Here is a 20,011-nt window from a genome sequence, read left to right as displayed (position 1 = left end):
ACCAGGAAGGCAATGTGAAGGCGAAAACCAAATCCAGAACGGCATCTCAAAGCAAGACAAAGTCGAGGTCGAAATCGACGCAAAAAGGCAGGTCGAAGCCCAAGGCCACCTCGAAAGCAACTGTGAAATCCGCGCCTCAATCAAGGAAACGCGGAGGTTTTCTGCGTAAGGTTCTAGCGCTTTTGGCTTGGTTGTGTCTGCTCGCCGCGTTGCTGGGAACGGTGAGCCGTGAGCTGCCTGAGGAATTGCAATCGCTGCCGTATGTGCCTGTGGTCGCCGCGTTCACTCCTTGGTTTGCCGTGTTGGGTGTACTTGCGCTAGTGCTCGCCTTGGCGTCGCGCAGATGGTTTGCTGCGCTGCTGGCGTTGGCATGCCTCGGGCTTCAGGGATGGTGGCAATATCCCTATTTCGTCGCTAAGACCCATCTTGACGATGCCGCGGTCTCGGCGGTCGGAGAAAGCCACGCGGATACCCACGATTCCTACGCACGTGTGATGACGGCGAATGTCTACAAAGGCCGGGCTTCGGCCAAAGCGGTGGTGGAAGCGGTGCGTGACCAGCGCGTGGAGGTGCTGGCGCTGCAGGAAACCACCAAGCCGTTCGTCCGTGCGTTGAAGGCGGAAGGCATCGACGATTACCTGCCGTATTCCCAGATTTCCTCGTCGGACGGCAAATACGGCAACGCGCTTTTTTCGGCTACGGCGTTGGACTCGCCGGCCGACGATGACGTCGATTCCAGTGCTTCCTTCATGCCGGGCGGCACGGTTTCGTTTGGTGACGGCAAAACGCCGATTCGTTTCGTTTCGGTGCATACCACCTCTCCCAAGCCGGGTTATTGGGACGACTGGCGTACTTCGCTTGACGAGGTGGCGGCGATGCGCTCGCACAAGAACGACAGGTACGTGCTGATGGGGGATTTCAACGCGACCACCGACCACACGCCGTTCCGTAATATCCTGGGTTCGCGCTTTCATGATGCCGCACAAAGTTCGGACAACGGGTTCGTTTTCACTTGGCCGGCGAACAAGCCGGGGGTGCCGAAATTCGCGGGTATCGACCATATCGTCCTCGACCAGGGGATTACCGCCGGGCAGGTGAGCACCCTGCCGATACCCGGTTCGGATCATGCCGCGCTGCTCGCCACCATCGCTGTGAAATAAACGACGGTTGGTCGGGCGAAGCTCGTTCGGCATCCTTCCGTATCGCTTTCGTATCCCTTTGTAGTAGTGGTTTGGGGCAGCGGTTCAAGCGAAAAAGGAGGTGTTATGATTCGCTTTAATCATTTTGTGATAAAAATTGTGACATGATACACATTCATCTACATAGGCGGCTAAGATGGGGTGCAGGCAGAGAATGCCGAACGTACAAGTGAGATTACAACGAGGAGTGCTCATGGACGAGAAAACATTGGTAGATAAGCTTTCTAAGGTTACTACCATCACTGATTTGCAGGCGGTTGCCAAAGAGGTCGGAAAGCCTATGACCGTCGAACAGGCCGACAAGGCGCTGAATCGTCTTTTCGGTGCGGAGAACGACACGGGCGAGCTCATGGGCGACTCCGTGGCCAAGGCCGCCAAGGACATCTTCGGCTGAGTTATCGCTCTGGTTGTTAAACGATTTGGGCTTATCCACCTACAGTTTCGTGGATAAGCCCAAATTTTTGGTATAGAACCCAAATTTTTCGGTTGAAAACTTCAATTATTTGGTTCATGGCCCAGATTTTGTAAAAGTTGGGGTCTATCCGCTGATAGCAACGGATAGACCCCAACTGCTTTTTATTTTATTCCTTTTGCGTTCAAACCGCGTTCGAGATGGCCTCCACGCTGGCCTTTGCGTCGCCGAAGAGCATCGACGTGTTGTCGTTGAAGAACAGCGGGTTCTGCACGCCGGCGTAACCGGTGCCCATCGAGCGCTTCAAGACAACGACCTGCTTGGCTTCCCAGACGCGCAGCACGGGCATGCCGGCGATGGGGGAATCGGGGTCAACGGCGGCGGCCGGGTTGACGGTATCGTTGGCGCCGATGACGAGAACGACGTCGGTGTCGGCGAAGTCGTCGTTGATTTCGTCCATTTCCATGACGATGTCGTACGGCACCTTGGCTTCGGCCAGCAGCACGTTCATGTGACCAGGCAAACGACCAGCAACAGGATGGACGGCGAAGCGGACCTCGACGCCTTGGGCGCGCAACTTCTCGACCAAGCCGGCCACGGCCTGCTGTGCTTTGGCCACGGCCATGCCATAACCGGGGGCGATAATGACCGAATGTGCGTTCTTGAGCATCTCCGCCACGTCAGTGGCGGTGGTCTCGTGCACCTCACCGGTGATCTCCTTGGCGTCGCTCGACTTGGCCGGCTTCTCACCGAATCCGCCGAGGATGACGGACATGAACTTGCGGTTCATGGCCTTGCACATCAGGTAGGAGAGGATGGCGCCGGAAGCGCCGACCAGCGAGCCGGTGATGATCAGCAGGTTGTTGTCGAGCATGAAGCCCGAAGCGGCCGCAGCCCAGCCTGAGTAGGAATTGAGCATCGAGATGACCACGGGCATATCGCCGCCGCCGATGGCCGCGACCATGTGCAATCCGAGCAGCAGTGCGAGCAAGGTCATGATGGCCAGAGGCCAGATTGATTGCGTCGGGATGAACCAGGCGATCATCGCGAGCATCACGATGAGGACGATCAGATTGATGATGTTGTGGCCGGGGATGATCAGCGGCTTCGACTTCATCTTGCCTGCCAGTTTGAGGTAGGCGATGATGGAACCGGTGAAGGTCACGGCGCCGATGAGCACGCCGATGTAGATTTCAGCCAGATGTGCGCCGTTCGGGTTCTTTTCCGTGAGCCACGAATTGTAGCCGATCAAAACCGCGGAAATGCCCACGAAGCTGTGGAGCATGGCGATGAGTTCCGGCATCTGCGTCATCTCGACGGTGCGTGCCTTCCAGATGCCGATGGATGCGCCGACGATGAAGACCAGGGCGATCAGCAGGGCTGTCACCCAGATTGGACGCTGGGAATCAACGAGCGCCAAGGCGATGGTGGCGACGATGGCGATGAACATGCCAAGCATGCCGAGAATATTGCCGCGACGGGCGGTTTCCTGCTTGGAAAGACCCGCGAGAGAAAGAATGAACAGCACTGCCGCCAGCAAGTAGGCGGATTGGGCAATGGATTCAAGTGTCATGATTTCACGCGTCCTTCCTGAACATGCTGAGCATTCGGTAAGTCACCAGGAACCCGCCGAACACGTTGATGGAGGCGATGGCCGCCGAAACCACGGCGAGCACCGTCACCAGCGTGTTGTTCGAGCCGATTTGCAGCAACGAGCCGATGAGGATGATGCCCGAAATGGCGTTCGTCTGGCTCATCAGCGGTGTGTGCAGCGAATGGGTGACGTTGGAAACGACGTAATAGCCCACGAAAATCGCCAGGATGAAAATGGAGAACGTCATCAAGAGCTTCGTGTCGGCAAACGCCAGCGCGATGGCAAGCAGAATGGCCGCAACTGCCGTGAGTACGGTGTTGCGCTTGCTCTTCTGCGCCTGGATGACCGCTTCTTTGGCCTTGGCGGCGTCTTCCTGAGCCTTCTTTTCCTCCGGCGTCAGTTGCTGCTTGGCCTTGTTGTCGCTCTTGGCTGCGGCCGATACCGAAACCTTGGGCGGTGGCCAAAGAATGCTGTCATCCTTGGTTACGGTCATGCCGCGCTGCACCTCGTCGTCAAGGTCGAGCACAACCGTGCCGTCCTTCTTCGGCGTCAGGAGCTTCATCAGGTTGACCACGTTAGTGCCGTAAAGCTGCGAGGTCTGCTGCGGCATGCGGCTGGCGAGATCGGTGTAGCCGATGATGGTCACGCCGTTGTCAGTGGTGATCTTCTTGCCGGGTTGTGTCAGTTCGCAATCACCGCCACCGCTTGCCGCGAGATCGACGATGACCGAACCGGGCTTCATACCGGCCACCGCGTCCTTGGTGATGGTCAACACGCCTTGGCCGCGAACCAAAGCGGTAGTAATGACGATATCGGCATTGGCGGCTTCCTTGGTATACAAGGCCAGCGTCGCCTTCTCCTGATCCTCGCTCAAGGCCTTGGCATAGCCGGTGTCGGATTTCTCCTGCTGGGCACCCTCGGCACGTACAAACGTGGCGCCCAGCGATTCGATCTGCTCCGCGGCTTCCGGACGAACGTCGAAGGCACGAACCTCGGCGCCCATAGAAGCGGCCGCACCGATGGCGGCCAGACCCGCCACGCCTCCGCCGATGACGAAGACCTTGGCCGGGGCCGTTTTGCCGGCTGCGGTGACCTGTCCGGCGAACATGCCGCCGTAGGATTCCGCGGCCTCGATGACGGCGCGGTAGCCGGAGACATTAGACATGGTCGAAAGCACGTCCAGCGATTGCGCTCGCGAGATGCGCGGTACGGCATCAAGCGCCAAAGCCGTGATATTGCGATGTGCCAGGATGTCGAGAAGCTTGGCGTTGCTTTGTGGTGCGAGGCGCGAAATCAGCATCGCGCCCGACTTCATCTGAGCGATTTCGTCCGGTGTCGGGGTGTCGACGGTGACCACAATGTCGGCGTTCCAGGCGTCCGCTGCTTTGCCGATTGTTGCACCCGCCTTGTGGTAATCATCGTTGGAGAAGCTTGCCTCTTTCCCGGCTGAAGTTTCAATCAGGACATCGTAACCAAGCTTTTTAAGCTGGCCGACGGTTTTTGGCGTTGCCGCAACCAGTCTTTCGCCCGGAGCCGTCTCCTTGGGTATTCCGATAATCACGCTCGCTCCTTTCTTGAGGTCAGTGATATTCATATATCAATATTTACAACGCAACGTCCCCGTTGTCGCAATGTGTCCACTTTCGGGCGCTTTTCGTACGTACGAAGACGCAATTCATCCTTGCGCTGCTTACTGGCCAAAACGTTAAGCAAGAAGTCCAGTGGACTTCTTGTAGTTTTGGTGAGCGTGCCTTATGCGCGCGAAGACAGAATCTAGCCTTGCGTTACTCAAGGTTTGATTGCTGAGCCGTTAAGCGGGAAGTCCTGTGGACTTCCCGTAGGCGATGTGAGCACGCTTAAGCGTGCGAAGGCTCAGTCTAATTTGGTATTACTCCAAATTAGACTGAGTTCCAGCCGTCGCGGCGGTCGACTGCTGCTCAGCCTCGGCGCTTTCGAGTTTGGCGCGAACCTCGTTCAAGAGGCTTTGTGCGCGCTTGGCCAGCGCCTCGCCGACTTCCCACTGATGCATTGACTGGTCAAGGTTCAGCCCGCCGGCCTCCAGCGCCTGCACAGCCTTGATAAGATTGTCGCGTGCCTCTTCATACGGCATTTTCGCGATCTGGTCGCGTTCCTTGTCGGTGAGGCTCGAAGCCGGGGCAGTGCCTTTTGCCGCTTTCGTGTCCTCGGCCTTGTCGTCCTTCGATTCCTTGTTTGCTGTTGCCATGATCAGTCCTTTATATTGTTATTTATTGATGTTATTGATCTGTTTGTTGTATCCAAAAGTCGAATGCCGCTACCGATATCCTGATTTCCGATTGCAGCAATCTCGTTCTTTCCTATTCCGGATTCACCGATTTCGTTTCGGTGACCACCTCGCCCTTCCTCAGGGTCAAGGTCAGCACGTCGCCGGGGGAGACGGCTGAAGCGTCATCGAGCACGTGCCCATTGGCCGCCTGGACTACCGCGTATCCACGATCGAGCGTGGATTGCGGGCTTAGAGCGCTCAGGCTGGCGTGCAGCTTTTCGATGGTCAGGCTAGCGTCATCCACAATGCGGGTCAGCCCGAGCTGCATACGCTGCACGGATTCGTCGATGAAGCGCTGGTGCGGCTCAAGCATCGTTTGCGGGTGCGTGAGGCTTGGGCGGTTTGCATAGCCTTCGATGGCGCGGATTTCGTTGTCGACACGGGCCCGGACTCGCATGTTCATCTGCGCACGGGCGTTGGCGATGAGCTGCCATTGCTCGCGGACGTCCGGCACCACTTTCTTCGCGGCGTCGGTGGGGGTGGAAGCACGCAGATCGGATGCCAGATCGATCAGCGTCCAATCGTCCTCGTGTCCCACGGCCGAGATGATTGGAGTTTCGCACGCCGCTGTGGCACGAACCACGCCTTCGTCGGAGAAGCCGATGAGATCCTCGAAACTGCCGCCGCCACGGGCAACGATAATGACGTCGACCTCGGGGTCGGCATCCAGTTTTTGAATCGCGGCGATAACATCGGACGGGCACTGCACACCCTGCACGTGGGCATGAACGACCTTGAACTTCACAGCCGGCCAGCGCAGGTTGACGTTGGTGATGACGTCGCCTTCCGCCCGCGCCTGAGGGGCGCAAATCAGCCCGATGCATTTCGGGAATTCTGGCAGCTCGACCTTGTTCTCCTGATCGAACAGCCCTTCTCCTTTGAGCTTCTTGCGCAGTTCGTCGATCTGCGCCTTGAGATCGCCCGCACCGATGCGACGGATGTCGTCGGCTACAAAGCTCAGACGGGTCGCCTTGACCCAGATATCCGGCTTGCCGTGGATGACCACGCGGTCGCCCTGGTGGAAGTTCGAGGCCATCGCCACGAAATTGCGGAAGCCCATCACCGAAATGGAGATGTCCTCGAAATTGTCGCGCAACGTGATATAGCCGGAACTGGCGCGACGCATGTTGATTTCGACGATCTGCCCCTCAATCCACGAGCCGGGCCACCGTTTCACGGCATCGTGGTATTTCTGGCTGACCACGCTGACCGGCCAGGGATTTTCCGGGGTGGTGTCCCGCGCGAGTCGCGGCAGCTGATCCAGCGGTTTCGGGCCTTGTTCGTTTGTGCCCGCACCCGATGCAAATCCTGCTTGGTCGGGCGCGGTATACCCATATCTCGTATTGAAAGCCATGCCTCCACAATCCTCTTTATGAAGGACAAGAATTTATTTCCGTAATGGCGCTGCCAAGATTCTTTTGTAATACGTGTTGTAGTACGTATGGACAATTTTGTTTGTGATGCAACGCGACACACCGAGGCTGAAAACTTTGTGGTGTATTTCACATTTGATTTCCGCGTTATTCCGCCATTGTTACTATATCTGGGGTCGAAACGCCGAATATATCCCTAGATATAGTATTCAGGAAGTCGTATAGTGAGTGAAGACACAGAAAGTTACACGCGTGTGATTTCATCCATGTGATTTGTAGGATTCTGTATCGGTTTCTTTAGTTTAGAGGAAGGTATGTGATGCAGGCTCAGGTTCTGGATGCGCCCACAAAGCCAACGACGGCGACGAAAACCGTGTTGGTAGAGAAGCGTGACGGGCGGATTGTTGATTTTGACCCGGTGAACATCATCGCCGCGGTCAAGTCGGCCTTTAAGGATCTCGACAAGGAAGTTGGTCCTGAAGAAGAACAGATGATTCGCGATCTTGCCAATGGCATTGAAGGCGAAGTCAAGGAGCGTTACAGCGGTCCGGCCAAGATCGAGGATATCCAAAATCTGGTTGAACACGGCCTTGTTGAAAATCATCTGTACGAAGTCGCTCGCAACTATACGAACTATCGGCTGAACAAAGATATCGACCGCGCCAAGGCCACCGATATCAACGCCGCCGTTGATCGTCTGGTCAACAAGGACGAGACGCTGGTGCGCGAGAACGCCAACAAGGATTCCAACGTGTACGCCACCCAGCGCGACTTGCTGGCCGGTGCCGTTTCCAAGGCCTCCGCCTTCTCGATGCTCCCGAAGCGTGTGGCCAACGCCCATATGAAGGGTGACATTCACTTCCACGATGCCGACTACTCGCCGTTCACCGCAGAGACCAACTGCAGCCTGCCGAACTTTGCCGACATGCTCCACAACGGTTTCGAGCTGGGCAACGCGATGATGGACACCCCGAAGTCCATCGGCACCGCCGCCACGCAGATCACGCAGATCATCAAAGACATCGCCGGCGACCAATACGGCGGCCAGACCGTCAACCGCGCCGACGAGATGCTCGATGAATACGCCCGCAAGGACTACAAGAAGTTCCTTGATCAGGCGCACACCATGATTCCGGATTCCATGCCCGAGGAAGTGGCCCAGCAGATCGTCGACGGGCTCAAGGCCAACGAGCCCAAGACCCTGCACTTCGACGCCGACCGCAAGCCGATTCCGCAGGATGTTCCTTTCCATACCGACGTGCCACGCATGGAGCAGATTCGCGAGATCTACGCCAAGATCATGACTCGTAAAGCGATTTACGACGCCATGCAGACCATGGAATATCAGATCAATTCCAACCGCGTTTCCAACGGTCAGACCCCGTTCGTCACCGTTGGCTTTGGCCTCGGTACCTCGTGGTTCTCCCGCGAAATCACCCGTTGCATCTTCCTGGTGCGCATCCTGGGTCTTGGCCGCGACCACCACACCGCGATTTTCCCGAAGCTCACCTACGCCGTCAAGCACGGCATCAACTCCGAGCCCGGCGACCCGAACTATGACCTGAAGCAGCTCGCCCTCGAGTGCTCCACCAAGCGTATGTACCCCGACATCCTCTTCTATGAGAACCTCGTCAAGATCACCGGCTCCTTCAAGGCGCCGATGGGCTGCCGTTCATTCCTGCCTGCCTGGACCAACCCCGACACCGGCAAGGAAGAAGAGGAAGGCCGCATGAACCTCGGCGTCGTCACCGTCAACATTCCGCGCATCGCGCTGGAATCGCGCGGAGACAAGGATCGCTTCTGGAAGATCTTCGACGAGCGTATGGATGTCGCCCATGAAGCCATGCAGTTCCGCATCATGCGCTGCAAGCAGGCCAAGCCGATCAACGCCCCGACGCTTTATCGTTACGGTGCTTTCGGCAGGCTTGATGCCAATGACAACGTCGACCAGCTTTTCAACCGCGACCGCGCCACCGTTTCGCTCGGCTATATCGGCCTTTATGAGGCGACCAGCGTCTTCTATGGCAAGGATTGGATGCAAGATCATAGCTGGGACGCGGAAGGCAAGGAATTCGCCCTCTCGATTGTCAAGAAGATGAACGAGCTGTGCGCCAAGTGGGCAAAGGAAGAGGGCTATCACTATTCGCTCTACTCCACGCCTGCCGAATCGCTGACCGACCGCTTCAACCGCATGGACCGCGAGAAGTTCGGCCGTGTGCCGGGCGTTACGGACCATGACTTCTACACCAACTCCTTCCACTATCCGGTCTGGCTCTCGCCGACCCCGATGGAGAAGCTCGACTACGAGAAGGACTTCCCGTACTACGCTTCCGGCGGGTTCATCAATTACTGCGAGTTCCCGACCCTGCAGACCAACCCGAAGGCGCTCGAGGCCGTGTGGGATTACGCCCACAATATCGGCATCGGCTACCTCGGCACCAACACCCCGATCGACCACTGCTACGTCTGCGGTTTCGAGGGTGACTTCGAGCCGACCGAAGAGGGCTTCAAGTGCCCTGAGTGCGGCAACTCCGACCCTGACAAGTGCAACGTCACCAAGCGTACCTGCGGCTATCTCGGCAACCCGGTGCAGCGCCCCATGGTGCACGGCCGCCACGAGGAGATCACGCACCGTGCCAAGCACATGAGCGGTGAGACCGGCCATGTGGTGCTGAAGGACGGCACCGAGCGTGAATGGTACGAAGAGGCCAAGTAATTCGGTAGCTTTAAGTAAGTAAGTAAGGTAAGGCGGTTCATCATTCGGTGTGCCGCCTTTGCTTTTGCCATGTGAATCGGCTGTGGCAATATTCCGAAATGATATCGTCGTAATCCATGTCGGTGATGAATGATTTTTTGGCGAGAGAGAAAACCGCATCCTGGGTTTGGGGTGGATTGTTCTATTTGAAAGAGGAAATAAATGGGAAAACTGTCGGGCGGCAAGCTGCATGATTTCGCGGCGGACGAGCAGAATCGTGGGCCTTGGATTCCGACGAAATATGCCAATAATCCCAAGGCGGGGCAGTGGACCAGCGACAAGCTGAGCCACGATATGATCGCCGACTACAAGCCCTTGGTGATGACCGACGGCGAGGGCATCCGCTGCTCCGTTTACGTTTCCGGCTGCCCGTTCCACTGCGTCGAATGCTTCAATGAGTCCATCTGGGATTTCCAGGCTGGCCACCCCTATACGCAGGGGCTCGAAGACAAAATCATCGAGGATTTGTCGCAAGGCGTCGTCCAAGGTATTACATTTCTTGGAGGCGAACCGCTGCTCAATACCGGTGTGCTGCTGAAACTCTCCAAGCGTATTCGCAAGGAGTTCGGCCATGATAAGGACATCTGGTGCTGGACCGGCTATACGTGGGAAGAGCTGATGCGCCCCGGCGAAAGTGCCGACAAGCTTGAGCTACTGAGCTACGTTGACATACTCGTGGATGGCCGCTATATGAAAGATCATCACGATTCGCTGCTGCAATTCCGCGGTTCCAGTAACCAGCGTATTCTCGACGTCCCCGCCTCGTTGCGTGCGCACGACGAAACCGGCACATCTGCACCCGTGATTTGGCCCAAGCTCCACGACCAGCACCGCTTCATCCCCGAGGTCTACGGCAAGGACCGTTCTGCCGGCGAAGGTGCCGCCAGCTAATTGCGACAACGGTGATTTGCATAAATCATTTCTTTTGTCAAGAGATGTAGGTCACAATACTTGCCTCTGTGAGCTGAATCATTGCGAAGGGTCTGGTTACTGGGAAGTCCAACGACTAATCTGACTAAATAGTATGTGTGTAAGCTCACAGCGTTTCAGGCGCCGGATTACGCAAAACGCTGAGAGATTACGAGGAATGGTAAGGATTCAGGCATGGCTGACGTGATGGAAACCAAGACAACGGAGCATGAAGTTATGCCCCTGCGGGTCGGGCTCGATATTGGTTCAACTACGGTCAAGGCCGTCGTGCTGGACAAAAGCAACGACCTGAAGGACGTGCTGTTCTCCGATTATCGGCGGCACAATGCCAATGTGCGCGCCACGGTGGCCGGGTTGCTGCGTGACATCAAGAAACAGCTGGAAGAGGAAGGCCGCGGTTCACAGCCGATCAACCTCGCGATTACCGGTTCCGGCGGTTTGGGTTTGGCCGACGATATGAACGTTCCGTTCGTCCAGGAGGTCATCGCTGAGACCAAGGCCATTGATCAGGTCTATCCCGAAGCTGATGTCATTATCGAGCTGGGTGGCGAAGATGCGAAGATTACGTACCTGAAGCCCACTCCCGAGCAGCGTATGAACGGTTCCTGCGCAGGTGGCACCGGCGCGTTCATCGACCAGATGGCCACTTTGCTGGACACCGACGCTTCCGGCCTCAACGATATGGCCAAGGATTACAAGCTGCTTTACCCGATTGCCTCACGTTGCGGCGTGTTTGCCAAATCCGACTTGCAACCGCTGATCAACGACGGTGCGGATAAGCCCGATCTAGCCGCATCCATCTTCTCGGCCGTCGCCACGCAGACCATCGCAGGCCTTGCTTCAGGCCGTCCTATTCACGGCAACGTGGTCTTCCTCGGCGGCCCGCTCTTCTTCCTCTCCGAGCTTCGCGAAGCCTTTGCCCGCGCATTGGAAGGCAAGGTCGATAAGTTTATCGTCCCGGAGAACGCGCATCTTTACGTGGCCTACGGCGCTGCACTGATGTGTGGCGATGACAACGAACTCGATAGCGGACAGCATTTCGAGCCGCGCAGTTGCCAGGAAATCATCGACGACCTCGAAGCCCTCAAGAACAAGCCGGTCGACACCGCTACGATGCCGCCGCTTTTCCCCACCGAAGAGGACCGCCGCAAGTTCAACGAACGCCATGGCAAGGAACAGGTCAAGGTCGGCACGCTTGAAGGTGCGAAAGGCCCCCATTTCCTTGGCATCGACGCCGGTTCAACCACCATCAAGGCGACGCTCATCAACGACGACCGCGAGATCGTATGGTCGTCCTACGGCACCAACGACGGCAGCCCGCTCGACGCGGCCGTCGAAATCGTGCGCAAGATTGAAAACGCGCTGCCTGCCGAGGCTTGGATCGCCCGTAGTTGCGCCACCGGTTACGGCGAAGGTTTGATCACCACCGGCCTGCACCTAGACGAGGGTGTAGTGGAGACCATGGCGCACTATCGCGGCGCTGAAATGGTGAGTCCCGGCGTCACCGCCGTCATCGACATCGGCGGGCAGGACATGAAATACCTGGCCATCGCCGACGGCGTCATCGATTCGATTTCCGTCAACGAGGCATGCTCGTCGGGCTGCGGTTCGTTCCTGCAGACCTTCGCGTATTCCATGGGCCTGACCATTGAAGAATTCACGCAGGCTGCGTTGAACTCCGACCACCCGGTCGACCTGGGTTCGCGCTGCACCGTGTTCATGAACTCCTCGGTCAAGCAGGCGCAGAAGGAAGGCGCCACTGTCGAGAACATCGCGGCAGGCCTTTGCTATTCCGTGGTGCGCAACGCGCTTTACAAGGTCATCAAGCTGCGCGATGCCGGCCAGCTCGGTGACACCATTGAAGTGCAGGGCGGCACGTTCCTTAACGACGCTGTGCTGCGAGCCTTCGAGCTGTTGACCGGCAAAGAAGTCACCAGGCCGAATATCGCTGGTCTTATGGGCGCTTTCGGTGCGGCGTTGACCGCGCGTATGCATTATGAGGATGCGCACGACACCGACGAGACCGCGGAACATACCAAGTCTGGCATTGTGCAGGGCGATGAACTCGATCACTTGTCGATGACCTCGGAGCGTGATGTCTGCAAGCGTTGCCAGAACCGCTGCAAGCTCACCATTACAACCTTCCAGGATGGCTCGCGTTACGTCACCGGCAACCGATGCGAACGTGGTGCCGATGCCAAGGCGGAACGCAGCGACCGTCCGAACCTTTACGACTACAAATACAAGCGCGTTTTCGCCTACCGTCGCCTTACCGACAAGAAGGCCTACCGCGGCGAAATCGGCATTCCGCGCGCGCTCAACATGTATGAGAACTATCCGTTCTGGTTCACGCTCTTGACCAACCTCGGTTTCAAGGTACGGCTTTCCGGCCGAAGCAGCCACGAGCTCTTCCAGTCCGGCATTGAATCCATCGCCTCCGAGAACATCTGCTACCCGGCAAAGATGGTGCACGGCCATATCAAGTGGCTGCTCGACCGCGGTGTCAAGACCATTTTCTACCCCTGCGTCTCCTACGAGGAGAATCTGGTCGAAGGCGATACCGACAACCATTACAACTGCCCGATCGTCGCCAACTATCCGGTCGTGATCGAAGCCAATATGGCCGAGCTGCGCGAACCCGGCATCCGCTACATGCGTCCGTACTTCAACCTTGCCGACCACGAGCTGATGGTCGACCGCATCGTCGAGGAATTCGCTTGGACCAACGTCACGCGCGAAGAGGCGGAGAAGGCCGTGAAGGCTGCGTACGCCGAAGACAAGATTTTCAAGCACGACGTGCAGGAGGAAGGCCTGCGCGCGCTCGCCTATATGAAGGAACACAACTGCCGTGGCATCGTGCTCGCCGGCCGTCCTTATCATATTGACCCCGAAATCAACCATGGCATTCCCGAGACCATCTGCTCGCTTGGCATGGCGGTGCTTTCCGAAGACTCCATCTGCGAGCTGCAACCCGGCCAGAAACTGCACCTGAGCGAATACCTGAGCAAGGGTGAAAAAGACCCCCGTGCCAAGAACGAAGGAGGGTTCCGCGAGGTAGGCGACCGTAAGGTTATCAATATGCCTTTGCGTGTGGCCAATCAATGGGCCTACCATTCCAGGCTTTATGCGGCGGCGAATTTCGTGGCGTCCTATCCAGGGCTTGAGCTCGTGCAGCTCAACTCCTTCGGCTGCGGCATCGACGCCATCACCACCGATCAGGTCAGTGAGATTCTCGCCGACAAGGCCGATGTCTACACGTTGCTCAAGATTGACGAGGTCAGCAACCTTGGCGCGGCGAAGATTCGTCTGCGCTCGCTCAAGGCGGCCATCGAAGAGCGCGAGAACAACAAGGCGAAGCTCAAGAAGGCTGCGGACAAGGCCGAACTTGAAGCGAAGTCTGCAAGCGATGCCTCTGACGTTGCCAATGAAGGAGGTGCCATGGAATCTGCCGAAACCACCGCCGAAGATGTGGCCAAGCAGGCTGCCGCAGCGAAGGCCCGTCAAGAGGTGGCAGCCAAGCGCCAGGCCGAGCTGAAGGACGCCGAAAGCAAGCTCGAAAAGGCCAAGGTGCAGCTTGCCGCCGCTCAGGCTGCCGTTGATGCGGCGCAGAACAAGGCTGAAAACGCAAAGCAAAGTGCTGATGCTGTTGATTCAGCACGGGATGCTGGCAGCGTCAAGGGTTCTGGTAATTCCGCGGCTTCCAATGCCGATACGAATGCAACGGAGACTGGCGAGGTTCCTGCCGACAAGCAAGGCGAGTTCCGCAAAACCGGTTCCAAGGCTCCGACCCCGGGCCGTCAGGTGCTGCTCGACAGCGTGATGAAGGCGAACCCGAAGCTCACCGAGTCGATGAAAGAGGCTTCGCGTCGCGCCAACGGCGAAAGCGTCGCCACCGGAAGCAGCAAGACCGACAAGACCAATGTCACTTCAAAGGTCGATAAGAAGTCTGCAGATAAGGCCGTTGCGGGTAAAACCAAGAAGCGCAGCAAAGGCACCCTTTCCGCCTACGCCCACAAGGTCCGCTTCCAGAAAGACATGCGCCGCGACTACACCATCGTCGCCCCGCAGATGAGCCCGGTGCATATGAGTCTGGTCGAGGCCGTGATTCGTTCCGGCGGTTACAAGTTCGATGTGCTCAAGATGGCTGATCAGCAGGATGTGGAGACAGGCCTCAAATACGTCAACAACGACGCCTGCTATCCGGCCATCATGGTCGTGGGGCAGCTGGTCGATTCGATTATCAAGGGCAAGTATGACCCTGACAAGGTTTGTCTCGCTATCACCCAGACCGGCGGCATGTGCCGTGCGACCAACTATTACGGCCTGATCCGTAAGGCCTTGGTCGACGCCGGCTATCCACAGGTGCCGGTTATCGCGCTTTCCACCCAAGGCATCGAGGATAACCCCGGTTTCACCGCGACTCCGACGCTGTTGTGGCGCGCGGTCAAGGCGCTGGTCATCGGCGACCTGCTGATGAAATGCCATTACCGGGTGCGTCCGTATGAAAAGGTGAAGGGTAGCGCCAACCAGCTCTACGAGATGTGGGACAAGATCGTGCGCGAGACCATTGAGCACCACGGCCATTCCAAGACCGCCAAGGCCAAGATCGGTAAGGGCTATCTGCCATATCAGACGCTTTTGAACGAAATCGTCAAGAGCTTCGACGCCTTGCCGCTGCGTAACATTCCTCGTAAGCCGCGCGTCGGCGTGGTCGGCGAAATTCTGGTGAAGTACCACCCGGATGCCAACAACCACTTGGTCGACCAGATCGAGGAACAGGGCTGTGAAGCTGTGGTGCCTGGCATCATGGAATTCATGACCACGCGCCCCTACATCACCGATTGGAACGAAAAGAACACCGGCATGGGCGGCAACAAGAAGGCCTACGCCGTGATGCGTTGGGGGCTCGATCGGATTCTGAACCCGGTGCGTCGCGCCATCAACCTCTCGCATGGCAAGTTCAGTCAGGACACCCCGATGCCCGAGCTGGTCAAGCTCGCCTCCACCGTCACCTCGATTGGTGTGCAGGCCGGCGAAGGATGGCTGCTGACCGGCGAGATTCTGGAGCTCATCAAGTCCGGTTGCCCGAACGTCGTATGTGCCCAGCCGTTCGCCTGCCTGCCGAACCACGTCACCGGACGCGGCATGTTCGGCAAGATCCGCCGGCTGCACCCCGAAGCCAACATCGTCTCCATCGACTACGATCCCGGCGCTTCCGCCGCCAACCAGCTGAACCGTATCAAGCTGATGATCGCCGCCGCCAAGAAGGCCGATCAGAAGCTGGCCAAGGCCGACTGAACGGTAAACGGCAGTAGCCGATAGAAGTTTCTCAACGAATAAAAGCTGGTCGATACTTGTTCATGGGTATCGACCAGCTTTGCGTTATGGTGACCGCAAGATAATCGTGATTATCGTTTCGTGGGTCTTGTTCGAAAGCTGCTGGAAGGCGGATATCCGCAGAAGCTTAGGCGCCTGTTTTGCGGAACATCGAGGTTATCGGCTACGTATCATGGCTTTTAATGAGAAAATCAACTATCCCAGTCGGCACGCCAATATTGCGGCGAGGCAGGAATGTCTTCGCGCGCAACGCCTAGGCGGGCGGCGGCCATCGCGGGCCAGTGCGGGTTGCGCATGGCGGCGCGACCGATGGAGACGGCGTCGACCTGACGGGTGCGCAGCATGGTTTCTGCCTGTTCCGGGCTGGAAATACCGCCGACCACGCTCACGACCGCATCAGTGTCAGCAAGGGCCTGCTTCATTTGTGCGCCGAGAATGGCGTGGAAGCCGGGGCCGGAAGGCTGCAACGGGGTGTTGACCAAGCCGCCGGAAGAGACGTCGACCCAGTTGATGCCATGATGCTTGACCAATTCGCGCATCAGCGGCGCGGTGGTCTCGATGTCGAGCCCGCCTTCCACCCAGTCGGTGGCGGAAATACGGATACCGAGCGGCTTCGATTTCGGCCACACGGCACGAATGGCGTCAACGACCTCGCACATCAGGCGCGACCGGTTTTCGAGACCTCCGCCGTATTCGTCGGTCCGTGTGTTGGTCAGCGGCGAAAGCGCCTGATGGAGCAGATAGCCATGAGCGGCATGGATCTGGATGGCATCGTAGCCGGCTGCATCGGCCCGCCGTGCGGCATCGGCGAAATCCGAGACGATCTGCGAAATGCCGTCTTTGTCCAGTTTCGTGGTCGACCGATAGTCTTTAGCGATGGATTCGTCGGTCATGCCGACCGTCTGCCATCCGCCCTCTTCAAGAGGGGCGGAACCGCCGTGCACACCCGGAAGCCAAGGTTCGCCTGAAGCGCGTCCGCCCGCATGATTGAGTTGTACAGCTGCGGCAGCACCCTGCGAGTGGATGAATGAGACCAGATGCTTGTGAGCTGCTTCCTGTTCGTCGCTATACATTCCGAGGTCAAGCGGCGAAATTCGGCCGACAGGATTGACTCCGGTCGACTCGATGGTAAGCAACCCGAATCCGCCAGCGGCGATGGCGCCGTAATGCTGCAGATGCCAGTCCGTGGCCACGCCGTCCATCTTTTCGACGGCATACTGGCACATGGGGGAGAGGATGGTGCGGTTGCGCAACTTGAGCCCGGTCCCGTCCGGGGTGGGCAGGGTCAGCGGCGAAAACAATGTGCTGCGATTATCCGTGGTCATAAAGTGCTCCTTTGGTATTGGCAGTTTCGATACCTCCATTCTATGCGGTCGACAATCTCGGGGTGATTTTATTTCGTTGGAATTAGGCTTCATTCGACTTCGTTGCGAAGGAAGATACGAAGAGAGAGAAGAGACGGACGCGAAACGCAGGGTGTGGAACGCGAGACGCAGCATGCGCGATGAAGTGTTGGAAATAGGAAATGTAAGATAACCGAGTTTCCCGGCAAATGCGTCGAAACAGGTGATTATAAGCCTCGCGGAATCGTTCCAATCTGTCTGGCGTGCGTTTCTCCTATACTGGAAACCATGTCAAAAGCCAAGCAGCGCCGAATCCGCAAGTCTCCCGAAGAACGCAGGCAGGAGATTACGCAGGCCGCTGCCAAGCTCATCAGCACGAAAGGGTTCAACGGCATCTCGCTCAAGGACGTGGCGGACGAAGTTGGTATGAGCCAACCTGGTCTTTTGCATTACGTTGGCAGTAAAGACGGTTTGCTTTCCCCGTTGATCACCGATATCTATGACACGACGGGCACGCCGGAGGATTTTCTGAAGTCTGGATTGCCTGGCAGCGACCCGCAAGGCCCGTTTTTTCCGGCGTATTTGCGGTTTCTGGTGCGACATAATGCGAGCAGGAAAATGATGGTCCAGCTCTATATGGTGTTGGAAACGGAATCGTTCAATCCCTCACATCCGCTTCATCGGTATTTTGCCGAGCGTCCTGATTCGGTTTGGCGATATTATTCGAAGTTCGACTGGGTTTTGCCTCCGGAATTTCGCCCGTGGGCCGACAAAATGCGGCCGGTGGTTCGCCAATGCATCGAGGCTATGGATGGCATTCAGCTGCGTTGGCTGCGTGAGCCTCCAATCGATCTCTACGATGAATGGCTCGGTTTCGAAAAGGTCATTTTCCCGGATGAGGTATGGCAACATTATCGCTGAGATGACATCGTTGCGATGGTTTGCACAATAATTCTTGGCATATAAAGTGTTCATTCAGTTGTACGGGAAAAATAGTCATCCAAAAGAAGTTTTTGCAATTTTAAATCAGATTATCGAGTATCTATAAGTTAATTATCGTTTTCCTAAATCTGTTATAAATGGCGATAAATGAATCTTTCCTAACGATAATTGACGTAAAAGGCTGTTATTGAGAGAGGAAATGCAACTAAAAAGATGAAAAACCGGAGAAAACGTCAGTAAAATTATTAGTTATCTGATTTGACAAACTATAATCAGCTTATTACTATCTCATATATCTAATAGATAGTAGATAAGTTCCAAGCCGCTATCGTTGGATACATCATTGTTGATAGTGAAAGAAGTGGGTCAATGAGTGATTCCATAGTCGCCAGCAAAGCCGAGCGCCTTGCCGAGCACAATGCCGCGATAGAGGCGGCGGAAAAAGATCCAGACCTGAGCCCCGAGACGGGTAAAAAGGTCCCTAAGAAGAAGCTCGTACGCTTCGGCGCAGGGTTCTTCATGTTCGGCATACTGTGGATGACGGGCCTCGGCATCGTCTCCATCGTGTTGCTGCCGGAACATTATAAACAGGTCATCGGCGTGCGTCCGGATGTGCTCATGGGCAACGTCAACGCCTGCACCGCCGTGGCGTCGCTGGTCGCCAACCTCGTCTTCGGCACTTTCTCCGACCGTTCGCGTTCGCGCTTCGGCCGCCGTACTCCTTACATTCTTTTCGGTGGCGTGCTTGGCGGCGTGATGCTCTTCCTGACCGGCACCACCAACAACGCCATCCTGCTCACCGTCTACTACTGCCTGTGCATGTTTGGTTTGAACTGCATGATTGCGCCGGTGACGGCCACCATTTCCGACCGCATCCCCTCCGGCGTGCGAGGTACCATGTCCGCGTTCTTTGGTGCCGGCTCCACCATCGGTTCGCCTATCGGCTCCTTGATCGGCGCAAGGTTCGTCACCAATCTGCTGCCGGGCTTCGCCGTGGCAGGCGTCTTGATGTTCCTCGGCGGTGTGGCTGCGGTCGTGCTGATTCCGCGCGAGGAATCAGCCGATTATCTGCCGCCGGCCAAGAAGGGCTTCAAAGACATCATCATGTCGTTCCGTCCGCCGAAGTTCTCCACGGGTCACGATTTTTACAAGGCCTTTGTGGGCCGTCTGTGCATGCTCATCAGTTACCAGATGATCAGCGTCTATCAGATGTACATCGTCGAAAACTACGTCGGCCAGTCCGTCAAGCAGGCGGCAAGCACCATTTCGGTGATTTCCGTGATCACGATGGTCGTTTCCCTGCTCGGTTCTGTGGTCGCCGGACCGTTCTCCGACTTCATCGGACGCCGCAAGGTCCCGGTTGTCGTCGCTTCCGTGTGCTTCGCCATCGGCATTGCGATGCCTTGGATCTTCCCCTCTTCGATGGGCATGTATCTTTACGCCGCCATTGCCGGCCTGGGTTACGGCGTCTATTCCTCCGTCGATCAGGCGCTGCTCGTCGACGTGCTGCCGAACAAGGACGAGGCCGGCAAGGATCTCGGTATTCTGAACCTCGCCACCACCTTGGGCCAGATGTGCGGCCCGCTGATCATGGCACGCATCGTCGTCTCCGTCGGCTATTCGCTGGCGTTCCCGGTGGCCATCGCGCTCGCGCTGATCGGCTGCATCTTCATCATGTGGATCAAGGGCGTCAAGTAATCCTCAGAGGCTTACATTGGACGAAGTCCTGTTATCGCTGATTTCCCGCGGATTGCGGAATAGCGGATATCATTCCGCAACCCGCGCGAAAAGCAAAATCTGATAGAAAATCTTAAGAAAGGC

The 20,011-nt window shown here is 57.0% G+C and carries 12 protein-coding genes; 7 read left to right on the top strand and 5 right to left on the bottom strand.

What is annotated here, in order from left to right:
* The first annotated feature begins 14 nt into the window (after positions 1 to 14).
* A complete protein-coding gene (locus OZX62_RS07895) occupies positions 15 to 1,160 on the top strand; it encodes an endonuclease/exonuclease/phosphatase family protein (RefSeq protein ID WP_277175656.1) in 1,146 nt (381 codons plus the stop codon).
* A gap of 232 nt (positions 1,161 to 1,392) precedes the next feature.
* On the top strand, positions 1,393 to 1,593 hold the full coding sequence (locus OZX62_RS07890; RefSeq protein WP_277158021.1) for a hypothetical protein: 201 nt from the start codon (positions 1,393 to 1,395) through the stop codon (positions 1,591 to 1,593).
* Between the two features lie 202 nt (positions 1,594 to 1,795).
* On the opposite strand, the gene pntB is transcribed toward OZX62_RS07890, so the two are convergent.
* The 4 genes from pntB to xseA all read right to left on the bottom strand — a co-directional run bounded on the left by pntB (position 1,796) and on the right by xseA (position 6,864).
* Positions 1,796 to 3,184 carry a Re/Si-specific NAD(P)(+) transhydrogenase subunit beta gene (gene pntB / locus OZX62_RS07885; protein WP_277175655.1) on the bottom strand — a complete coding sequence of 463 codons (1,389 nt, stop codon included), beginning with the start codon at positions 3,182 to 3,184 and terminating at the stop codon, positions 1,796 to 1,798.
* A 4-nt stretch (positions 3,185 to 3,188) separates the two neighbouring features.
* The gene (locus OZX62_RS07880) at positions 3,189 to 4,799 is read right to left on the bottom strand and encodes a Re/Si-specific NAD(P)(+) transhydrogenase subunit alpha (RefSeq protein ID WP_348519292.1); all 1,611 of its coding nucleotides are present in this window, start codon (positions 4,797 to 4,799) and stop codon (positions 3,189 to 3,191) included.
* 294 nt (positions 4,800 to 5,093) lie between these two features.
* Positions 5,094 to 5,429: an exodeoxyribonuclease VII small subunit gene (locus tag OZX62_RS07875; RefSeq protein WP_277175653.1), complete on the bottom strand. Its 336-nt coding sequence runs from the start codon at positions 5,427 to 5,429 to the stop codon at positions 5,094 to 5,096.
* A gap of 112 nt (positions 5,430 to 5,541) precedes the next feature.
* Positions 5,542 to 6,864, bottom strand: coding sequence for an exodeoxyribonuclease VII large subunit (xseA, locus tag OZX62_RS07870; protein WP_277175652.1), 1,323 nt, complete (start codon positions 6,862 to 6,864; stop codon positions 5,542 to 5,544).
* Between the two features lie 338 nt (positions 6,865 to 7,202).
* On the opposite strand from xseA, the gene nrdD reads away from it, so the two are divergent.
* The 3 genes from nrdD to OZX62_RS07855 all read left to right on the top strand — a co-directional run bounded on the left by nrdD (position 7,203) and on the right by OZX62_RS07855 (position 15,866).
* Positions 7,203 to 9,599 (top strand): anaerobic ribonucleoside-triphosphate reductase, encoded by a 2,397-nt coding sequence (gene nrdD, locus OZX62_RS07865; RefSeq protein WP_277177079.1) that lies wholly within the window; start codon positions 7,203 to 7,205, stop codon positions 9,597 to 9,599.
* 201 nt (positions 9,600 to 9,800) lie between these two features.
* On the top strand, positions 9,801 to 10,529 hold the full coding sequence (nrdG, locus tag OZX62_RS07860; RefSeq protein ID WP_277175651.1) for an anaerobic ribonucleoside-triphosphate reductase activating protein: 729 nt from the start codon (positions 9,801 to 9,803) through the stop codon (positions 10,527 to 10,529).
* Between the two features lie 213 nt (positions 10,530 to 10,742).
* The gene (locus OZX62_RS07855) at positions 10,743 to 15,866 is read left to right on the top strand and encodes an acyl-CoA dehydratase activase-related protein (protein ID WP_277175650.1); all 5,124 of its coding nucleotides are present in this window, start codon (positions 10,743 to 10,745) and stop codon (positions 15,864 to 15,866) included.
* A 230-nt stretch (positions 15,867 to 16,096) separates the two neighbouring features.
* Here OZX62_RS07855 and OZX62_RS07850 read toward each other — a convergent pair whose 3' ends face one another.
* Complete coding sequence (locus tag OZX62_RS07850) at positions 16,097 to 17,230, bottom strand: tRNA-dihydrouridine synthase (protein ID WP_277175649.1); 1,134 nt, start codon at positions 17,228 to 17,230, stop codon at positions 16,097 to 16,099.
* 306 nt (positions 17,231 to 17,536) lie between these two features.
* On the opposite strand from OZX62_RS07850, the gene OZX62_RS07845 reads away from it, so the two are divergent.
* Positions 17,537 to 18,169: a TetR/AcrR family transcriptional regulator gene (locus OZX62_RS07845; protein ID WP_277175648.1), complete on the top strand. Its 633-nt coding sequence runs from the start codon at positions 17,537 to 17,539 to the stop codon at positions 18,167 to 18,169.
* 390 nt (positions 18,170 to 18,559) lie between these two features.
* Positions 18,560 to 19,888 carry an MFS transporter gene (locus OZX62_RS07840; protein ID WP_277175647.1) on the top strand — a complete coding sequence of 443 codons (1,329 nt, stop codon included), beginning with the start codon at positions 18,560 to 18,562 and terminating at the stop codon, positions 19,886 to 19,888.
* Positions 19,889 to 20,011 lie beyond the last annotated feature (123 nt).

Source organism: Bifidobacterium sp. ESL0690 (assembly GCF_029392315.1).
GTDB lineage: Bacteria > Actinomycetota > Actinomycetes > Actinomycetales > Bifidobacteriaceae > Bifidobacterium.
The sequence above is the reverse complement of the archived record's forward strand: the minus strand, read 5'-3'. Positions and strand labels throughout refer to the sequence as shown.